18 protein-coding genes are annotated in these 19,975 nt (G+C 65.7%); 11 read left to right on the top strand and 7 right to left on the bottom strand.

Features of this window, described 5'->3' with window-relative positions; translation table 11 throughout:
- Positions 1–69 precede the first annotated feature (69 nt).
- From AC54T3_RS11350 to AC54T3_RS11315, 8 genes are all read left to right on the top strand, one after another.
- Positions 70–2,298 carry a putative bifunctional diguanylate cyclase/phosphodiesterase gene (locus AC54T3_RS11350; RefSeq protein WP_496624801.1) on the top strand — a complete coding sequence of 743 codons (2,229 nt, stop codon included), beginning with the start codon at positions 70–72 and terminating at the stop codon, positions 2,296–2,298.
- Positions 2,299–2,467: 169 nt separating this feature from the next.
- Positions 2,468–2,782, top strand: a complete 315-nt coding sequence (rplU, locus tag AC54T3_RS11345) for a 50S ribosomal protein L21 (protein ID WP_496624800.1) — start codon at positions 2,468–2,470, stop codon at positions 2,780–2,782.
- 12 nt (positions 2,783–2,794) lie between these two features.
- Positions 2,795–3,064: a 50S ribosomal protein L27 gene (rpmA, locus tag AC54T3_RS11340; protein ID WP_496624798.1), complete on the top strand. Its 270-nt coding sequence runs from the start codon at positions 2,795–2,797 to the stop codon at positions 3,062–3,064.
- Positions 3,061–4,146, top strand: a complete 1,086-nt coding sequence (cgtA, locus tag AC54T3_RS11335; protein WP_496624797.1) for an Obg family GTPase CgtA — start codon at positions 3,061–3,063, stop codon at positions 4,144–4,146. Before rpmA ends, cgtA begins: the two co-directional genes overlap by 4 nt.
- A gap of 39 nt (positions 4,147–4,185) precedes the next feature.
- Positions 4,186–5,310 (top strand): glutamate 5-kinase, encoded by a 1,125-nt coding sequence (gene proB, locus AC54T3_RS11330; protein WP_496624796.1) that lies wholly within the window; start codon positions 4,186–4,188, stop codon positions 5,308–5,310.
- A gap of 121 nt (positions 5,311–5,431) precedes the next feature.
- Positions 5,432–6,094 carry a protein-L-isoaspartate O-methyltransferase family protein gene (locus AC54T3_RS11325; protein WP_496624794.1) on the top strand — a complete coding sequence of 221 codons (663 nt, stop codon included), beginning with the start codon at positions 5,432–5,434 and terminating at the stop codon, positions 6,092–6,094.
- Between the two features lie 30 nt (positions 6,095–6,124).
- Complete coding sequence (locus AC54T3_RS11320; RefSeq protein WP_496624825.1) at positions 6,125–6,457, top strand: rhodanese-like domain-containing protein; 333 nt, start codon at positions 6,125–6,127, stop codon at positions 6,455–6,457.
- Between the two features lie 47 nt (positions 6,458–6,504).
- Complete coding sequence (locus AC54T3_RS11315; protein WP_496624792.1) at positions 6,505–7,083, top strand: isochorismatase family protein; 579 nt, start codon at positions 6,505–6,507, stop codon at positions 7,081–7,083.
- Positions 7,084–7,116: 33 nt separating this feature from the next.
- On the opposite strand, the gene waaA is transcribed toward AC54T3_RS11315, so the two are convergent.
- From waaA to AC54T3_RS11285, 6 genes are read right to left on the bottom strand one after another with little or no spacing between them, the layout of a single operon-like run.
- Entirely contained in the window at positions 7,117–8,376 is a 1,260-nt protein-coding gene (waaA, locus tag AC54T3_RS11310; protein ID WP_496624790.1) for a lipid IV(A) 3-deoxy-D-manno-octulosonic acid transferase, read from the bottom strand.
- A 2-nt stretch (positions 8,377–8,378) separates the two neighbouring features.
- A complete protein-coding gene (locus tag AC54T3_RS11305; RefSeq protein ID WP_496624788.1) occupies positions 8,379–9,263 on the bottom strand; it encodes a polysaccharide deacetylase family protein in 885 nt (294 codons plus the stop codon).
- A complete protein-coding gene (locus AC54T3_RS11300; protein ID WP_496624786.1) occupies positions 9,256–10,449 on the bottom strand; it encodes a glycosyltransferase in 1,194 nt (397 codons plus the stop codon). Before AC54T3_RS11300 ends, AC54T3_RS11305 begins: the two co-directional genes overlap by 8 nt.
- Positions 10,446–11,537 (bottom strand): glycosyltransferase, encoded by a 1,092-nt coding sequence (locus AC54T3_RS11295; protein WP_496624784.1) that lies wholly within the window; start codon positions 11,535–11,537, stop codon positions 10,446–10,448. Before AC54T3_RS11295 ends, AC54T3_RS11300 begins: the two co-directional genes overlap by 4 nt.
- The gene (locus tag AC54T3_RS11290) at positions 11,534–12,718 is read right to left on the bottom strand and encodes a glycosyltransferase family 9 protein (protein ID WP_496624782.1); all 1,185 of its coding nucleotides are present in this window, start codon (positions 12,716–12,718) and stop codon (positions 11,534–11,536) included. The genes AC54T3_RS11295 and AC54T3_RS11290 overlap by 4 nt, the downstream gene beginning before the upstream one ends.
- On the bottom strand, positions 12,715–14,124 hold the full coding sequence (locus tag AC54T3_RS11285; protein ID WP_496624780.1) for an O-antigen ligase family protein: 1,410 nt from the start codon (positions 14,122–14,124) through the stop codon (positions 12,715–12,717). Before AC54T3_RS11285 ends, AC54T3_RS11290 begins: the two co-directional genes overlap by 4 nt.
- Positions 14,125–14,322: 198 nt before the next feature.
- Between AC54T3_RS11285 and AC54T3_RS11280 the strand changes: the two genes are divergently transcribed.
- Together AC54T3_RS11280 and AC54T3_RS11275 are read left to right on the top strand one after the other, a co-directional pair.
- Entirely contained in the window at positions 14,323–15,561 is a 1,239-nt protein-coding gene (locus AC54T3_RS11280) for a glycosyltransferase (protein ID WP_496624778.1), read from the top strand.
- Positions 15,540–16,685, top strand: coding sequence for a glycosyltransferase (locus AC54T3_RS11275; RefSeq protein WP_496624777.1), 1,146 nt, complete (start codon positions 15,540–15,542; stop codon positions 16,683–16,685). Before AC54T3_RS11280 ends, AC54T3_RS11275 begins: the two co-directional genes overlap by 22 nt.
- Positions 16,686–16,752: 67 nt before the next feature.
- Here the strand turns inward: AC54T3_RS11275 and AC54T3_RS11270 are convergent, their stop codons facing one another.
- Positions 16,753–17,925: an SGNH/GDSL hydrolase family protein gene (locus tag AC54T3_RS11270; protein ID WP_496624776.1), complete on the bottom strand. Its 1,173-nt coding sequence runs from the start codon at positions 17,923–17,925 to the stop codon at positions 16,753–16,755.
- A 205-nt stretch (positions 17,926–18,130) separates the two neighbouring features.
- Between AC54T3_RS11270 and AC54T3_RS11265 the strand changes: the two genes are divergently transcribed.
- Positions 18,131–19,975: a carbamoyltransferase family protein gene (locus AC54T3_RS11265; RefSeq protein ID WP_496624774.1), complete on the top strand. Its 1,845-nt coding sequence runs from the start codon at positions 18,131–18,133 to the stop codon at positions 19,973–19,975.

Here is a 19,975-nt window from a genome sequence, read left to right as displayed (position 1 = left end):
GTGCTCGTCTAGCCCCAGGTCCGAGACTGAGGCGCGGCAACGTTATCCGGGCTGCTCAATCACGATCCCATGAACCTGACCGCCACTCCGACTGATCCCGCCAGCGATTCAACCACCGAGATCGAGATCCTGCGCGCGCGCCTCGCCGAGGCCGAGGCGGTGCTCGAGGCCATTCGCGGTGGGCAGGTCGACGCCTTACTGGTCTCCGACACTCGCGGCGAGCAGGTCTTCACGCTCAAACGCGCCGAGCACGACTATCGGCTCTTGGTCGAGGAGATGGGCGAAGGCGCCATGACCCTGACCGCCAACGGGCTCATCTACTTCGCCAATCGGCGCCTGGCGACGATGTTGGGGATCGCGCGTGAGTGCCTCCTCGGCCGGACGCTCGCCGAGCACATCGCGGTGGCGGATCGAGCGCGCTATCAGGCCTGGCTGCACAGCCGTTCGCCACGTCCGCAGCAACGCCTAGAGATGGCGTTGCTGGACGCACGGGGCACGGCCTTGCCCTGTCATCTCTCGTTCACCGAACTCCCTCTGGCCGAGAAGCAAGGCGCCTTCTGCGTCGTCGCCACCGACCTGAGTGCGCAGAAGCAAGCCGAGGAGGCGCTGCGCGTCAGTGAACAGCGGCTCAAGACCATCGTCGAGAATCTGCCCATCGGGGTCTGGTTTCTCGATGCCGCCGGCAAGATCACCTATGGCAACGCCACCGCTCAGCGCATCTGGGGCGGAGCCAAGTTCGTCGGCCCCGAGCACTTCGACGACTACAAGGCCTGGGCGCCGCACCAACACCACCCCTTGGTCGCGCAAGACTGGTCGGCCGCGCGCGCCATCAGCCACGGCGAGACCCGGCTCAACGAAGAACTCGAGATCGAATGCTTCGACGGCACGCACAAGATCATCCTCAACTCAGCGGTGCCGATCCGCGACGGCAATGGACAGATCGCAGGGGCGGTGGTGCTCAATCAGGACATCACCGAGCGCAAGGCGTCCGAGGATCGCATCGAGCAACTCGCGTTCTACGACGCCCTGACCGGCTTGCCGAATCGCCGGCTGCTGTTGGACCGCCTCGGCCAGATTCAGACAGATGTCCAGCGCCAAGGCGGTCACGGCGCGCTGCTGTTCCTCGATCTCGACCACTTCAAGGATCTCAATGACAGCCTCGGGCATGATGTCGGCGATCTGCTCCTGATGCAGGTCGCGCAGCGCTTGCAGGCCTGCATGCGCGCCAGCGATACGGTGGCCCGGCTCGGCGGCGATGAGTTCGTCGTCGTGCTCAATGACCTCAGTCACGAGCCCGATGAGGCCGCCGCAGACGCGCGCCAAATCGGCCTGAAACTGTGGCAGACCCTGAGCCAACCCTATCAACTTGGCGCTCACACCCACCACAGCACCCCGAGCATCGGCGCCACCCTGATCGATGCCGCCCAGTCGAGCGTCGAGGAGCTGCTGAAGCGCGCCGACTTGGCCATGTACCAGTCCAAGAACGCCGGCCGCAACCAGCTGCGCTTCTTCGATCCGCAGATGCAGACCGCCTTGGAGCTGCGCACCAGTCTGGAAGCGCAGTTGCATGAAGGGCTGCAGCAAGGACAACTGCGGCTCTACTATCAGCCGCAGGTCGATGAGCGCGGGCGCGTGTTCGGCGCCGAGGCGCTGCTGCGCTGGAAGCATCCGCAACGCGGCCTGCTGACCCCGGATGTGTTCATCCCCCTCGCCGAGACCTCTGGCTTCATCCTCGACCTCGGCGCCTGGGTGCTCGACACGGCTTGCGCGCAGTTATCCCACTGGTCACTCCAGCACGGGGTGCCCGCCGCATCGATCGCAATCAACATCAGTGCCCGCCAATTCCTCGACCCACGGTTTGTCGAGCGGGTTCAGAGCGCCTTGCTGCGGCATGCGGTTGATCCGCACCGGCTCAAGCTGGAACTGACCGAAAGCCTGCTGCTACAGGATGTGGAGGAAACCATCACCAAGATGACCGCCCTGCGCGCGCTCGGGCTGCGCTTCGCCCTGGACGACTTCGGCACCGGTTACTCCTCGCTGGCCTATCTCAAGCGCCTGCCGCTCGACGAGTTGAAGATCGACCGCTCCTTCGTCGCCGACGTGACCACGGACGTCAACGATGCCGCCATCGTGCGCGCCATCCTCGCATTGGCCCCGAGGCTGGGGCTCTCAGTGATCGCCGAAGGCGTCGAGACCGAAGACCAACACCGGTTCCTGATCGAGCATGGATGCCGCGCCTTCCAAGGCTATCTCTTCGGCAAGCCGGCGCCAGCGACGGCCGCAGCGAGCAGCGCCTGAGTTGCTGACCCGATCGCATCTCTTTGACGCCCCCCGCGCGATCCGGCATACTAGGGGGTCTTGCGCGATGAACTGGTTCCTGCGAGCGGCGCCCCGGATAAGGCACCAGCGCGCGGCCCCTCGCGCTCAGCCAACCCCTTTCTCTGCTCCGAGGCATCTCGACATCGTTATGTACGCAATCATCGAAACTGGCGGTAAACAGTACCGCGTCGCCGAGGGCGATCTCGTGACCGTCGAGAAGCTCGACGTCGATCAGGGCGCGACCCTGGATATGCCGCGCGTCCTGATGCTCGCCGATGGCGATTCAGTCCAGCTCGGCAAGCCGTATCTGGACGGCGCCAAGGTCACCGCCGAGGTCGCGGCCCACGGCAAGCATGACAAGGTGCGCATCATCAAATTCAAGCGGCGCAAGCACCACATGAAGCGGCAGGGTCATCGCCAATGCTTCACGCAGCTCAAGATCACCGCGATCAGCAACGGCTGAGAGGATTACACCATGGCACATAAAAAAGCAGGCGGCAGCTCTCGCAACGGCCGCGATTCAGAATCGAAACGCCTTGGCGTCAAGCGCTTCGGCGGTCAGACCGTGCAGGCCGGCAGCATCATCGTGCGCCAGCGTGGCACCCATTTTCACGGCGGCGTGCATGTCGGCTGTGGTCGCGATCACACCCTGTTCGCGCTCAAGGATGGCGTGGTGCGCTTCGAGGTCAAAGGCCCACGCAACCGCAAATTCGTCAGCATCGATCCGATCGAAACCAGTGCGTGAAATTCGTCGATGAGGCGGAGATCCGGGTCGAGGCCGGTGACGGCGGCAACGGTTGCGTCAGCTTCAGGCGCGAGCGTTTCATCCCCAAGGGCGGCCCCGACGGCGGCGATGGCGGTGACGGCGGTAGCGTTTACCTGATCGGCGATCCGGGGCTGAATACCCTGGTCGATTTTCGCCAAGCACGCCGCCATCGCGCCGAGCGTGGTCGCGATGGCATGGGCCAGAACCGCACCGGCCGTGGCGGACAGGATCTCTCGATCCAGGTTCCGCTCGGAACCCGCGTCTTCGATACCGAGACCGAGGAATGCATCGGCGAGGTGCTCACCGCTGAGCAGCGCCTGCTGGTCGCCCAAGGCGGCTTCCACGGCCTCGGTAACGCACGCTACAAGTCGAGCACCAACCGCGCGCCCCGGCAGTCGAAGCCGGGTACACCCGGGGAACGGCGCTTTCTGAGGCTCGAGCTGATCCTGCTCGCCGATGTCGGCTTGGTCGGGCTGCCCAATGCCGGCAAATCGAGCCTGATCCGGCAGGTGTCCAGCGCCCGTCCGCGGGTCGCCGATTATCCGTTCACGACCCTCTATCCCAATCTCGGCGTGGTCCGGCTCGGCCCCCGGAAGAGTTTCGTCATTGCCGACATCCCTGGCCTCATCGCCGGCGCCGCCGAAGGCGCGGGGCTCGGCACGCGCTTTCTGAAGCACCTGACCCGCACGCGCCTGTTGCTGCATCTGATCGACATCGCCCCGCTCGAGGGCAGTCCGACGTCGCTCGAGCAGGCGCGGATCATCGAGGACGAGCTTGTCGCCCACGGCGAGGCGCTGGCCACCAAGGAGCGCTGGCTGGTCCTGAACAAGAGCGATGTGCTGGACACCGAGCAGGGCGCCGAGGCACAACGCGCGCTGGTCGCGGCCCTGGGCTGGTCCGGCCCGGTGTTCCTGATCTCGGCCGTTACCGGCGCCGGCACCGATGCGTTGATCGGCGCTTTGATGCAGCGGCTCACCGAGATCCAACACCCGCTCGAGCCGGAACAGGACGCGAGCGAGGCCGATCCGGACGCCGCCAGCGGCTGGCATCCGCTCGACTAGCCTCGCCTGCATCCATTCAACTGAAGCCTCCGCGCCCACATGCTCAACCGCCAGCGCATCCTGCGGACCCGACGCTGGGTCGTGAAGATCGGCAGCGCGCTGCTGACGCGCGACGGCGCGGGTCTCGACATCGATGTGCTCGAACCCTGGGTCGCCCAGCTCGCCGCGCGCCGGCTTGCCGGCCATGACCTGGTATTGGTCTCCTCCGGAGCCGTGGCCCAGGGCATGGCCCGCATGGGCTGGAGCCAACGACCGCGCGCGCTGCATGAGCTACAAGCCGCCGCCGCCATCGGCCAGATGGGCCTGATCCGGGCCTGGGAGACCTGTTTCGCCCGCCACGGATTGCACACCGCGCAGGTCCTGCTGACCCGCGACGATCTCGCCAACCGCGAGCGCTACCTGAACGCCCGCAGCACCTTGCGCACCCTGCTCGCGCTCGGCGTGGTGCCGGTGGTCAACGAGAACGACACCGTCGCCACCGACGAGCTGCGCTTCGGCGACAACGACACCCTGGCGGCGTTGGTCGCGAATCTGATCGAGGCCGAACTCCTGGTGCTGCTGACCGATCAGGATGGCCTCTTCGAGGCCGACCCGCGCACCCACCCCGAGGCCCGGTTGATCACCGAGACGCGGGTCGATGACAATCGACTCGATGCAGTGGCCGGCGGCAGTGGCGGCGGTCTCGGCAGCGGCGGCATGGTTACCAAGGTGCGCGCCGCACGCCTCGCTGCGCGCTCCGGCTGCACCACCATCATCGCCTCGGGGCGCGCCGCCGACGGTCTCGCGCGGCTCGGCCAGGGCGAGCCGATTGGCACCCTGCTCAGCCCGGTGCAAGAGCCGCAAGCGGCACGCAAGCAATGGCTGGCCGGCCATCTACGCGTGAGCGGCCGCCTGGTGTTGGATGCCGGCGCCGCGCGCGCGTTGCGTGAACAGGGCCGCAGCCTGCTCGCGGTCGGCGTCAAAGCGGTGCGCGGGCAGTTCAAACGCGGTGAGGTGGTCGCCTGCGTCGACGAGCAAGGCCAGGAGATCGCCCGCGGGCTGGTCAACTATGACGTGCAAGACACACTGCGCATCCAGGGCCAGCCCAGTGCGGCCTTCATCGACATCCTCGGCTACATCGATGACGAAGAGCTGATCCATCGAGATAATCTGGTCCTGATCTAGCGCTCGAGACTGAGTGCTCCGCAAGGCGCTTGCCTCCCCGGATCAAAATTTATACCCTTTATTGGTGGTCAACTGCGTTATCGAGCGACCGCCCACCATCGCAAGAAGAGGATCCAAACCGATGCAAGCGACCACGGACCGCGCACGGTTCAACATGATCGAGCAGCAAGTACGTCCCTGGGAAGTGCTTGATCAGCGGGTGCTCGCGGTGATGCGCGCGCTTCCGCGCGAGGCCTTCGTTCCCGATGCGTATCGTGGGCTGGCCTATGCCGATATCGAGATCCCGCTCGGTGACCACACCGCGATGCTGGCGCCCAGGATGGTCGGCCGCCTGTTGCAGGCAATGGATGTGCAGCCGCACGAGACGGTGCTTGAGATCGGCACCGGCACGGGTTACGTCACCGCCTGCCTTGCGCACCTCGGCGAGCATGTCTTCAGCCTCGAGATCGACCCGGCCTTGGCCGAGGGTGCCCGCGCGCGCCTTAGCGCCTTGGGGCTCTCACACACCGAGGTGCACACAGCCGATGCCTTCTCCGGGCGCATCGACGGCGGCCCCTTCGATGTCATCGCGGTCACCGGCTCGGTGCCCACCGCCGAGCCCCTTGCGGCACTCGAGCAACGGCTCACCGATGGCGGCCGCCTGTTCATCGTCGTCGGCGAGCCACCGCTGATGGAGGCGATGCGCATCACCCGCATCGGCAACGATTTTCGCCGCGAAAGCCTGTTCGAGACTTGCATCGCTGCGCTCGAGAATGCCCCGCTGCCGGAACGCTTCGCGTTCTGAATCCCACCCAACCGATGCGAGGCGCAGGTGATAGAACAAATCACTCCCCAATCCCTGAAAGACCTGCTCGATAGCAACAGCACGCTCGACCAACAGCGACCGCTGCTGCTCGATGTGCGCGAGCCCTGGGAGCATGCCATCTGCCGGATCGACGGCAGCGAGCTATTACCGATGCGCCAGATCCCGGCCACCGCCCCCCAGCTCGATCAGACGCGCCCCACCGTCGTCATCTGCCATCACGGCATCCGCTCGCATCAGGTCGCCCTCTTTCTCGAACTCCAAGGCTTCCGGCGCGTGATCAACCTGCGCGGCGGCGTCGCCGCTTGGGCGAGCGACGTCGACCCCGAAATGCCGACCTACTGAGCAGCGCCCGAACGCGCTGCTGATTCACCCCCCGCAAGGAGATCGTCATGAGCATCCATCAGGCCCCGATGCCGTTGTGCCAGGCCGCGTTCGCGCAGCTGCTGATCATCGATGCGCAGGAGCGCCTAGCCGCCGCCATGCCCGAGGACGTGCTCGAGCGCACGGTCAGCAACATTAACCGACTCATCGGCGCGGCCAAAACCCTCGAGATCCCGATCATCTCGACCGAGCAGTATCCGCAAGGACTCGGCAAAACCATCGGCGCAATACGCGAACAGCTACCCGAGACCGCCGCGCCGACCGAAAAGACCTGCTTCTCGTGCTGTACCGCCGCCGGCTTCGAGCGCGCGCTGACCGAGCAGCCCGAGCGCAAGCAAGTGGTCCTGGTCGGCATGGAGGCGCATATCTGCATCATCCAGACCGCCTCTGGCCTGCAACGCTGGGGTTATCAGGTCTTCGTCGCCGCCGATGGCATCTGCTCGCGGCATCCGGAGAAAGCCGATAACGCCCTCGAGCGCATGCGTCATTCCGGTATCCATGTCAGCAATACCGAGTCGGTCGCCTTTGAATGGCTCAGCGACTCCCAGCACGGGCAGTTCCGCGAAGTCTCGCGCCTGTTCAAATAGCGCAGTTCAGGCTACAGCCGAGCCGGCAGCGCCCTAGAGTTCCGCATCCAGCAGCGCCAGCAGGCGCTGCAAGGCGCCCCGGTTGCGCTCGACGAAGGCAAACCCCTGCTCGCCGATGCGAGCACGCTCGGTGGCATCGCCGAGCCAACCTTCGAGCAAGCGGCCCAGCGCCTCGGCATCCTTGATCCGCGCCGCCCCCTCCTCCGCAACCAACAGGCGGGTGATCTCGGCGACATTGAAGCAATGCGGGCCAATCGCCACCGGCACGGCCAACGCCGCAGCCTCCAACAGGTTATGGCCCCCGACCGGCACCAAACTGCCGCCGATGAAGGCCACGTCGGCAGCGGCCAGAAACATCGGCAGCTCGCCCATACTATCGACCAGATAGACCGAGCAGGTGGCATCGCAGCCTTGCCCTTGGCTGCGCCGCACCAGCGCCTGGCCTTCGCGGCGGACCAAGGCCGCGACCCGATCGAAGCGCTCCGGATGGCGCGGCACCAAGACCAACAAGACCTCGGGGAACACCGCCCGTAGCCGGCGTTGCACGGTGAGTAATGGCTGCTCCTCGCCCTCATGGGTACTCGCGGCCACCCAGACCGGACGGTTGATGCCCCAAGCACGGCGCATCGCCTCGGCGCGATCGCGCAGGCTCGCCGGCAGCCGGACATCGAATTTGATGCTGCCGGTCACCCGCACCCGACGCGCGTCGGCACCGAGCTGGATGAAGCGCTCGGCATCGGGCTGGCTCTGCGCCGCGATCCACGCAAAGCCGCGCAGCGTGCGCGCGGTCAAGCCGCCAAACCGCGCATAGCCACGCGCCGAGCGCGGCGACATCCGGGCATTCGCCAGGATCACCGGGATGCCGCGCTCGGCGCACACCGCGAGCATATTCGGCCAAATTTCGGTCTCGACCACCAACACCAGACGCGGCTGGGCGCGCTGCAGGAACCGGCGCATGACCACCGGCAGATCGTAGGGCGTATAGGCGTGCTGCACGCGATCGCCGAACAGATCCCGCAGCCGCCGAGCGCCGGTTGGGGTGGTGGTGGTGACGATCAGCTCCAGCGCCGGCTCACGCCCGAGCAGTTCGCGGATCAGCGGCTGCATCGCCTGCACCTCGCCCACCGAGACCGCGTGAATCCAGAGGTCAACCGGACGCGGTGGCGGTCGCCAAACCCCAAGCCGCTCCGGCCAGCGCTGGAGATAGGCCGGATTGCGGTAGCCGCGCCAGAGCAGACGCAGCAGCACCAGCGGCAGCAAAAGCGAGAGCAGGAGTGAATACAGGTAACGCATCGTCAACAACCGCCTCGGACACCGACCGCGCGCTGGCGGCTCCAGCGGCGCCAGTCCTCCAGCGCCGGTTTTGGTCGATGCTTGGCCAGCTTCCAGACAAAGCCAAGCCAGCTATCACCGAATGAGACCGCCTTGCGCGGCAGCACTAGGGGATGATCCAAGCCAGTGGCCGCACCACGTAGACAGGTCATCGCGCTGCGATAGCCCGCCTCGGCAGCGAGGCGCACCGTGTCCTGATTGAAGCGGCCAAAGGGATAGCAAAGATCTTGGACCGGCTGCCCGAGTAGGTCTTCGAGCGCCAGCCGACTCTGATTCAGCTCCCGGGCCTGTTCCGCCGGCGTCAGCTCAGCGAGCTTGCGATGCGAGACCCCATGCGAGCCGACGCTGATGCCGACTTCCTTGAGCGCGCGTAATTGGACGGCGCTCATCAAGCCCGGCTCGGCGCGACCTGGTACCTGCTCGGCCCAGCGCATGCGCTGTCCGACCCAATCGCTGATAGCGTAGACCACGGCCGGAAACCGATGCGCCATCAGCACCGGCAGCGCGTGCTCGATGAAGCCGGCGTAGGCATCGTCGAAGGTCAAGAGCACCGCCTGCGGTGGCAAGGGTTGTTGACCATACAGTCCCGCCAGTGCCCGCTCGAGAGAGATCACATGGAAGCCGCCATAGGCCAGCAAGGCCATCTGGCGCGCGAAACGCCCGGCATCGCAATAGTTGGCGCGATGCGCGCGCATCGGCTTGAAACGCCCAACCTGGTGGTACATCAGGATCGACAGACGTGGCACGAGCCGGCTGTCGCCGCTTTCATCCGCGCCTGGGCTTGGGCTTGGGCTTGGGCTTGGGCTTGGGCTTGGGCTTGGGCTTGGGCTTGGAACGGGATCAGCCATTGGTCAGGTCGGTGTAGAGTTCAAGGTAACGCTGCATGATCACAGTGCGCGAAAAAGCTTGCTCGACCCGCTGGGCGCCCCGCTCCACCAACGCCTTGGCCAAGGCCGGCTCCCGCAGCAGCAACCGAATACCCTCAGCCAGTGCTGGCGCGTCCTCGCAGGGCACGCACCAGGCATCCTCGCCGTGCTGGGCGATCTCGCGCGCACCGCGAAACGCCGCCGTCAGCAGCGGCCGGCGCCAGGCCCAGGCCTCGAGGATGACATTGCCCAGGGTCTCGGTCTCGAGCGACGGAAACACCACCAGGTCAGCGAGCTGCAGATAGGGCGCCGGCTCCGGCTGCCAACCCAGCCAGAGGATGCGTCGATCGATGCCGAGTTCGCGCGCCTGTTGTTGCAGGCGCTGTCGCAAGGGTCCATCGCCAAGCAGCAGCAGGCGCCAGCGGCGGCCACCTAGCTCGGCTGGCAAACGCGCAAGCGCATCGAGCAGATAACGCTGGCCCTTGACGGTGACGAAACGGCCCATGCAGAGCAGCAGTTGCTCCTCGGGACTCAATCCCAGTTTTCGACGCAGCTGCTCGATCTCAGCCGCCGGGAGCGGCTGCGGCGGATCGACGAAGTTATAGATCTGATGCACCCGTTGCGCAGGTAATCCCTGTTGCAGCATCCAGTCGCAAAGCTGGCGCGTATTGCCGATCCACGCATCCGCATGCCGGTATGGAGACAGCGCATAGTAGCCACCGAGCCGTGTCAGATGGACCGGCCTGACCAAGCCAGGGCGGTGCGACAAACGGGTCAGTCGCGTCGCCCGGCCCATGTAGGTCTGCACGATCTGCGGCTGCACGCGCCGCACGAGCCGTTCGACGGCCAGCCGCGAGGCCGGGTCCCAAACGGTGCGAAACGGCAACCGATGGCAGGTTAGCCGTGCACCCAGCTCCTGTCCGTACAAGCGATCCAGCTCACCGCCGGCGCGGATACCGATGGCCGCCGGTGCCTGCCGGTCGGCAAGCGCCTCGCAGAAGCGTTGGAACCAGCGCTCGGCGCCGCCCAGCCCCTTGCTGCCGATCAGTTGCAGGCTCGAGGGCCAGTGGGCCGAGACCAGCCTGTCAGGATGAGCCTCGGCGTTAGCGCTCATCTGAGCGCCCGTGTCAGCCCTGGTATCGGGCGCTGATCCGGGCTTGGCACTCATCGCTGAGCCTCCGCAAGCAGTTCGTCATAGACCCTCAGATTCCCCTCAACCATCTCATCGACAGAGAACACCCGGCGCACCCGCTCGGTCCCAGCCTGCCCGAACCGCTCGCGCCGCGCGGGATCAGTGAGCAAGGCGCGCATGGCCTGCGCCAAGGGCGCCGCCTCGCCGGGAGGCACCAACAGCCCCGTGACACCATCCTCGATCGCCTCCGGGATACCGCCCACGCGGCTCGCGACGATCGGCACCCCAGCGGCCGCTGCCTGCAACAAGGACACGCCGAGCCCCTCCATCAGCGCCGGATGCACCAGCAGCCTCAGGCAAGGCAACAGCTCGGCGAGATCATCGCGAAAGCCGACCAAATGCACGCGCCCGTTGAGCCCCGCCGCGTCGATCTGCTGTGTGAGCGCGTCGGCCAGTGGCCCCTGACCGAAAAACACCACTCGCAGCCGTGGTTGCTCGGCGAGCAAGGCTGGCAGCGCTCGCAGCAGCACCGCATGCCCCTTGCGCGCGATCAGCTGCGCGACCACCCCGAGCACCAACGCATTCTCCGGCAACCCGAGCCGCTCGCGGATCAGCCCCGGGCGACAGGGCTGAGCGAAGCGTTCGGCGACGACCGCGCTGCGCACCACCCGCAGCTTGGCCTCCGGCAGCCCCTCGGAACACAGCACGCACGCGATTCCTTCGGAGATCGCGATCACCCGATCATGCAGCCGATACTTGAGCGCCACCAGCCAGCGCGGCTCTGGATTATCGACCCGACGCGTGTGCAGCACCGTCACCCCAGTCAGCCGCGCCGCAAGGCCGCCCATCAGGTCGGCGCCGATGCGGCTGTGCAGATGCACCAGCTCCGGCTGTACGCGGCGGATCAGCCGATACAGGCGCCCGATCATCAGCACATCCAAATCGCCATGCATCGGCATGCCATGCACCTCGGCGAAGGGCTCGGCACGGACTCCCAGCGCGCAGCCACGGCGGCAGGCGAGATGATTCTCGATGCCGCGCGCCGCCAGTCCTTCCAGCAGATAGAGTACCTGCTGTGCGCCGCCATAGAGGTGCGCCCCACCCTCGACGTGCAGCACCTTCATCCTGATGTTCGATTCACCGAGAGATCGGCTTGATTCGCCTGATCAGGCCGATCAGCCCGACCAACCTGATCCGCCCGGTTCGTCTGTTCGGCCCGGTCCAGCAATTCAACCAACGTCGCCATGACTTCGTCGATCTGAATCTCGCGCATGCAGGTGAAGGCGCCATCACAGGTCGGCCGGCGGCGGCAGGGCGAGCAGTGGCGCGGATGATAGAGCACGCGTGCGGCTGCGCTGCCGGTCTCGGTATAGGGGCAGGTCGAGCCGAATAGCAGCAGCGTCGGCCGATCAAAGGCGATGCCCATGTGGCTGAGCCCGGTATCGACGCCGACCACGAGGCGAGCCCTACGGATCAGCCCCGCCGCGCTCAGTAGGCTGGTCGCACCGACCAGATTGACCAGTGGCCCGCTGCTGATCAGCTGCGCAGCCTCACGATCCCCCGGACCGCCTAGCATCAGCGTCGGCAGCCCAAAGCGCGCGTGAATCCGCGCTGCCAGCGCCGACCAACGCGCATCGATCCAATGCTTCTGCGGGCGCGTGGTAAACGGACAGATGACGGCATAGCCGGCGTCCAGTCCATGTTCGGCGATCAGCGCCTCGGCCGCCGATTCGGCCTCGCGGCCTGGAGACACTCGTGGGCGGAAATCATCGCTCGGCCAGCCCAGACTGGAGGCTAGGTGACGGTACTCGGAGCTGATCCAGTCGCTGTTTGGCCCCCGCTCGACCCGCTGCGTCATCAGCCACTGGCCGCCTTCGCGCGCGCCCAGGCCGATGCGCTCCGGCGCTCCGGACCAGCGCACAGGAAGCGCGCTCTTAAGCAGCCCTTGCAGATCGATCGCCAGATCGAAGCGGCACGCGCGCAACGCCTTCACCGCCGCGATGACCTCCGCCATCAGCCCGAGGAGACGCCGTTGGCGCCAGAGCCGGCGCCAGCGCGGCAGCGGCCACTCGATCACCTGGTCAAGGTCCGGGTGATGCGCTAGCAGCGGCGCACATTCGGGCTGCACCAGCCAGGCGATGTGCGCCCGTGGATGGGCGCGCCGAGCGCTTGCGATCAGCGGCGAGGCGAAGACGATGTCACCGATCGCGCTCAGGCGCACCAGTAGAATGCTTTTGGGTGCCCCGATCGAGACATCGAGCGAGTTGTGGGTCCCTGCCCCCTGATCCGCACGCGAAGCCATCATGAGCCGAGACCGTCCTCAATGCTGCCACGCTGGTACAACGCCATGCTCAGCGCCGTTCCCGCGAGCAACGCCCAATAGCTGCGGAAGTCCTGATGCACCATGCGGAAGTTGAACAGACTCCAAACCGCTAGGTAGAGCAGCGCAAGGATCAGGAACAGGCCCAAATCCTGGCTCAGCCGTTTACGCCGAACCGCGTCATAGACCGACCAGAGCAACAGCAGGGCGATCAGCATCCAGAGTCCGAAGCCGACCAGACCAAGCTGGGCCAGAAGCTCCAGGTAGCTGTTGTGCAGATGCTTGATGACGCCATCCTCGGGATGCCAGATCCCGCTCGCAGCGACGGCCAGCCTAACGTCCACGACGCTCGCCCTGCCGCCACGCGCAAGCCCCGCCACCTCATCAGCGCCATCAGTCCCTACCACACCAGCACCAGCTTCTGCCGCACCAGTACCGGTCCCTACCCCTGTCCAAGAATCGACTTCAGTCTCCACAGCGAGCGCGGCTACGCTTGCGGCCATCAGCGGAGCGCTGGCGCCGGGCCCCCAGCCCAGCCAAGGCCGTTCTCGCCATATCTCAAGGCCGAAGCTTTGGGCATGCCAACGCAATGTCAGTGAGGTGACTTGATCGGGCGGCACCTCACCGCGCAGCAGTTGCTCGGCGACCGTTTGCTCCTCGCTCAGGCGCTCGCCGATCTCGCTGGCGTTCAAGCCGATGAGCAGCAGCAGCGCGCTTGCCGCCACCAACAAAGGGGGGCGCGGAATCCGCCCGTGCTGTCGCCACTGCCCGCGCAGCCACAGCCCAGCCCCGAGCAACGCAACCAGGATCAGCCCAAGCCAGCTACCACGAGCCTGGGTCAGCACCACACCTTCAGCCAGCATGACCAGCGCCGCAAGCCACAGCAGCAAGGCCCACCAGCACAGCCGGCCATCGCGCCGGTACCAGCAGCGCCGGCGTAGCACCAGCAGCCCGATCAGCGCCGTCCCCGCATAGAGGGCATAAGCGAGTGCCGGAAAGCCGAAGCCCGGGCGTGACTCGAAGAAGACCTCGGCATCGCCAAGCAACAATGCCCAGTCCAGTCGCCATAGGGTGCCGAGCAAGAGCCCAATCAGCACCAGCAAGAACAAGCGCAGCACGAGCCGCTCCTCACCGCGCAGCGCATAGGCGATCGGCACCATGACAGCGAGCTGCGCCCAACCGAATGCGGCCTCCCAACGCTGCATCAACTCGGCGCTCGCAACGCGAGGGAAGAGTGCCTGCAGCAGACAATAGAGCGCGAACGCGACCATCAGCCAAACCAGCGGATGACGCGGCAGCTGGGGCTGAGGCTGGTGGGGCCGGCTCAGCAACAGCGCCAAGAACCAAACCCAGATCAGGAGCAGCCCCGCCGAAACACCAGCTGGCGCCATAAACAGGCTGATAGACAATCCGTAGAGGCTGAACAGACGCAAGGCGTCTAGCGTGCCTTTCCTGGGGCGAGTGATTGCAGTGGTCACAAAAGCAGTAGCAAGGACATGGCGAGCAGGGTCTTCGAGGGCGAACAACAGCGATGACACGATCGAACACTGTACTATAACTGGGGTGCAAGACTGATGAAGGCACCGAGCATGACCAATAACAGAGCACTCACGCATGCGAGCGCGGGCGCACCACGACGGCGACTGGCCATGATCGGCTTCCGCCAGGGGAGCGGCGGTATCGGGCGCGTGATGACGACGCTGATAGATGCCTTGCTTGATGGCGGCATTGACATCGATCTACTGCTGCCGAACGCGGAGCATCCAGACCTGAGCGCGCTCAGGGGCGAGGTCAATCGTTTCGTCATCGATCTCGATCAACTCAAGCTGGCCGAGTCGACGCTGCTTGATTATCTGCGCCAGCGACGGCCAGACGCCATCCTCAGCAACCGAGATCAGAGTCATCGACTGCTCCTGCGGCGCACACTCGCCGGGGAGCGTCCCTTCACCGCTTTTCGTATTGGGACCAATGTTCCGGAACGGCTCAAGCGCAATAGTCCCTGGACGGCGACCTGGAATGGCTGGCGGCTCGCCGCGCTCTATCGTCAAGCCGATCTGCTGATCGGCAACTCAGCCGGGGTTAGTGCCGCCCTGCGGCGCATGCTGAGCCGGGGATCGATACTGCGCTACCGCCAACCGCGCATCGAAACCATCCTGAATCCGGTCGATGCCGAGGCCATCGCCCGCTTGGCCAGTGAGCCGATATTGCATCCCTGGCTCAAGCAGAAGACCGGGCCGGTGATCGTCAGTGTTGGCCGTCTGGTGCGCGCCAAACATTTCGGCCTGTTGTTGCGTGCCTTCGCGTTGCTACGGCCGGCACTCGACGCGCGCCTGATGATCTGTGGCAGTGGTGGCCAGCATGATCGGTTGCAGGCACTGGCGACGCAGCTCGGGATTGCGGATCGAATCGAATTGCTCGGCTATCAGTCGAACCCGTTTCGCTACGTCGCCGCCGCCGACTTGTTCGTTTGCTCATCGCTGTTCGAGGGCTCGAGTAATGCCCTGATTGAGGCCATCGCGCTCGGCACGCCCTGCGTCTCGACCGACTGTCCAAGCGGCCCGCGCGAGATCCTCGACGACGGCCGCCTCGGCCCCTTGGTGCCGGTTGATGACCCGGTTGCCTTGGCTGAAGCGATGCGTTCGGTGCTCGAGGCGCCACTACCGGCCGAGCGACTGCGCGCCGGTGCCGCGCGCTTCGATCCCAAACGCAGCGCCGCGCGCTATGCTGAAGTGCTCGGGCTAAGCGTTCCCGGGTCGGGGGGAGCGCTTTCAGGTCAGAGACAGGCCATCCTGGGACGGACTAAGCATTGGCTCGCGGCGAACCATTAGCGGCCGAACGCATCGCAATCTTCGCCGCCACCTCGGGCCACAGCGGCGTCGACCGTATCCTGGTCAACCTGATCGAGCAATGGGCTGCCTGGGGGCTGCGGGTCGATCTGCTGCAGGTGCGTCGACATGGACCACGACTTGAACCTGTCCCGGAAGGCGTGCGCTGCATCGATCTCGGCTGCTCGCATGTGAACAGCGCGCTGCCAGCGCTGGTGCGCTATCTGCGGCGCGGGCGCCCGAGCGCCCTGCTCTCGGATAAGGATCGCGTCAATCGCATCGCGATCCTGGCGCGAATGCTGTCTGGCTCAAACACCCGGCTCGCCGTGCGTCTCGGCACCACGGTCTCGGTCAATCTCGCCAGTCGCGGCCTCAGTGAGCGCGTGCTGCAGCGCGCCTCGATTCGCTATCTCTATCGGCTCGCCGATCGCCTCATCGTGCCTTCGGTCGGGGTCGCCACCGATTTGGTCGAACAGCTCGGCGTCGCCCGCGCGCACATCCAGGTCGCTCATAGCCCGATCGTCTCGGCGCGGCTGGAGCACTTGGCGCAGGAGCCGATCGAGCATCCCTGGTTCTCGGCCGGCGAGCCACCGGTGATCCTCGGTGTCGGCGAACTCGGCACGCGCAAGGATTTTGCCACTCTGATCCGCGCCTTCGCGCTGGTACGGGCCGAGCGCACCTGTCGGCTACTCATCCTCGGTCGCGGACGCCAGCGCGAACGGCTGTTAGCGCTGGCGTCCGATCTCGGCGTCGCGGACGCGGTCGACCTCCCCGGCTTCGTCGCCAATCCTTACCCGTACATGCGTCAAGCGGCGGTCTTTGCGCTGAGTTCGCGCTGGGAGGGCTTGGGGATCGTGCTGGTCGAGGCGCTGGCCTGCGGCACGCCGGCGGTGAGTACCGATTGCCCGTCCGGCCCGCGCGAGATCCTCGGCTCCTGCTGCCCAGAGGCCCTAGTACCGGTCGGCGACCATCGGGAACTGGCGCGGGCTATCAGCGAGACCCTGGCGCATCCGCCGACGCCAGCGCTGTTGCGCGAACGCGCGCAGGCCTTCTCGGTCAGCGCCAGCGCGCGCGCCTATCTTGCGGCGCTCGGCATCAATAGGGAGCCACTCGCCGAGCCAGGCTGATCATTGCTCAGGACGGACCCTAGGGCGCCGAACCACTGGATCAGGCCACTCGGGCCATCGCTCTCAACTATTGCCGCCCTGCAAAAACCCTGGTGCCGACAGTAACTGGCGTCTCGGCGGGCGATGCTTCAGACCACAATAGCCCCCCAGCACCTGCGGCCTGGAGATCAGGCAGCGCCCCGTTGTCGAGACAACGCTCGACCGCCTCGCACAGCACCTGATGCCCCTTCGGGGTGAAGTGCACGCTGTCGCGCAGCAGGAACAGCGCCTCCAAGTCTGGCTGCCGGGCAAAGTCTTCGTAGGGATCGCAGTAGTCCAGCCCCCGCTCCTCGAACATCGCCCGCACCTGTTGGCGCGGACCATCGAAGGTCTCGGAATCGCGTAGCGCGTTCAACTCGGGGAAGAGAACGATGCCGAGCGGCAGACCACGCTGTTCGATCAGGTCGGTGAATTGATCCAGGCGGGTGGCGAAACGCTCGCGGTTCTCGTCCTGCTGCCAGGCCGCGACCACGGAGCGCATCCAGGTCGTGTGATAGGCCTCGCGCTCGTCGGCGCTGAGCAGTGCATAGCGGATGCGAGTGTCGATCTCATCGAGGAAGCGCGCGGCATAGGTGCGCGCGACCCGTGCCTGGATGCGCGCGATCCAGTCCGGCTTATGCAGTCCCTCAGCCTGGCGGCGCGCGCGGCGCGCCGGACCGACGCTCTCCATCGGCGCGAAGTCGTTCAAGGTGATGCCGAGCAGCACCGCATCTGGCTCGGCGCCGAGGAAATCTAGCTCGGCAAGCGTGACGTAATGCCCGACGCTATACGCATGCACGCCGAGGTTGAGAACCCGCCAGCCCTGTGACCGCGCGGGAGGCGTTGCCCGCGCGGTCACAGGCTCATCGAGGCAGTGCGTGAAGCGCTCCTTGGCCTCGACCCCTGGACCGAGCACCACCGAATCGCCCAACACGGCCACCCTGAGTCCCTCGTCCGGTTGCGGGGCGAAATCGGCGTCACGAAAACCCTGGGCATTGGTTTCGATCAGGATGTGCTGATAGGCGGTGCCCTTGAAGTGCCCTGAGAAGTTGGGCTGGTAATGGTAGCCAAGCTCGGGATGCGGCCGCTCGAGCCCGGCCGGGTAGCCATAACCACTGATCGGCCGGCTGACCACGAAAGTGTAGAACACAAAGCCCGCCAACTGCAGCAGCAGAAAGACGAACAGCAGCCAGACCACCCCTGGAATTAGACGTCGCACCATGCCGATTCCTCACTGCGAAACAGCCGAGCTGCGTTCCGCGTCCAACGCTCATGCCATGCGTTCTGCAAGAGACCAGCCGAAGGCACGAGCAGGTCAACCGGGTCAACCAGCCCGACAGATCAGCCGACCCCGAACTCCGCTATACTCCGCCGGCTAACGCGGCCTTGCCGCAGAACGGTCTTCGGCAGACACGATTGCGGCGCACATGGCGGTCAACATCCTCGGAATCTCGGCATTTTATCACGACAGCGCGGCCGCTCTGGTACACGACGGTGAGGTGCTGGCGGCGGCGCAACAGGAGCGCTTCTCGCGCATGAAGCACGATGCCGCCTTCCCGGCCGAGGCGATCCGCTACTGCCTCGATGAGGCCGGCATCACGCTGGCCGAACTCGATCAGATCGTCTTCTATGACAAGCCGCTGATCAAGTTCGAGCGCCTGCTCGAGACCTACCTGGCCTATGCACCGCGCGGGCTGCGTTCGTTCATCACCGCGATGCCGGTCTGGCTCAAGGAGAAGCTGTTCCTAAAGGACCTGCTGAAGAAGGAGCTGGCCCAGCTCGGCGCGGTGCCGATCCCGCAACTGCCGCCGCTGCTGTTCACCCAGCACCACCAATCCCATGCCGCCTCGGCCTTCTTCCCGAGCCCGTTTGAGCGCGCTGCGGTGCTCTGCCTTGATGGCGTCGGCGAGTGGGCGACCACCAGCGCCTGGCTCGGCGAAGGTCACCGCCTCAGCCCGCAGTGGGAGATCCCTTTCCCGCATTCGCTCGGCCTGCTCTACTCGGCCTTCACCTACTTTGCCGGCTTCAAGGTCAACTCCGGCGAGTACAAGCTAATGGGGCTGGCGCCCTATGGCGAGCCGCGCTATGTCGACCTGATCCTTGAGCACCTGATCGCGCTCAAGGATGACGGCAGCTTCCGCATGGGCATGCGCTACTTCAACTATGCGAACGGGCTAACTATGACCAGCCGCGCCTTCGAGCGGCTATTCGGCGGCCCGCCGCGCAAACCCGAGTCGCCGGTGACCCAGCGCGAGATGGACCTGGCACGCTCGATCCAGGTGGTGACCGAAGAGGTGGTGCTACGGCTTGCACGCAGCCTGCATCGCGAGCTGGGCGTCGATCGGCTCTGCCTGGCTGGCGGGGTGGCGCTGAACTGTGTCGCCAACGGCCGCCTACAGCGCGAAGGGCCGTTCGAGGATATCTGGATTCAGCCCGCCGCAGGCGATGCTGGCGGCGCACTTGGGGCCGCGCTCTCGGTCTGGCATGAGTATCTGGATCAGCCGCGCTCCGGTGCCAAGACGGACCGGATGCAGGGCGCCTATCTCGGGCCGCGCTTCACGAACTCCCAGATCCAGGCCTTTCTCGATCGCGCCGAGATCCGCTATCAACGGCTCGACGATGAGGCGCTAATGCTGCGGCTGGCCGAACTGATCGATGACGGCAAGATCATCGGTTGGTTCCAGGGACGGATGGAATTCGGCCCACGCGCGCTCGGTGGGCGCTCGATCATTGGCGACCCACGCAATCCGCGCATGCAGTCGGTGATGAACCTGAAGATCAAGTACCGCGAGTCGTTTCGGCCGTTCGCGCCAGCAGTGCTCGCCGAGCAGGTTGGCGACTGGTTCGAGCAGTCGCAGCCGAGCCCCTATATGCTGATCGTCGCGCCGGTGGCAGAGTCAAAGCGCATCAGGATGACTGCGGCGGAGCAGCAGTTGTTCGGGGTCGATAAGCTGCACATCGCCCGCTCCGAGATCCCAGCCATCACCCATGTCGACTATTCGGCGCGGCTACAGACGGTGCACCGCGAGACCAACCCGCGCTTTCACCGGCTGATCGAGGCCTTCGCCGAGCGCACTGGCTGTCCGCTGCTGGTCAACACCTCATTCAATGTCCGTGGTGAGCCCATTGTGGGCTCGCCCGAGGACGCCTATCGCTGCTTCATGCGGACCGAGATGGATTATCTGGTGCTCGAGAACTGCCTGCTTGCCAAGTCCGCGCAACCCGCGCAGGAGCAGGACCTGAGCTGGCAACAGACCTTCGAGCTGGACTGA

Source organism: Halochromatium sp. NSM3, from assembly GCF_059621085.1.
Note: the sequence above shows the minus strand (reverse complement) of the source record. Positions and strands in the feature narration are given on the sequence as shown.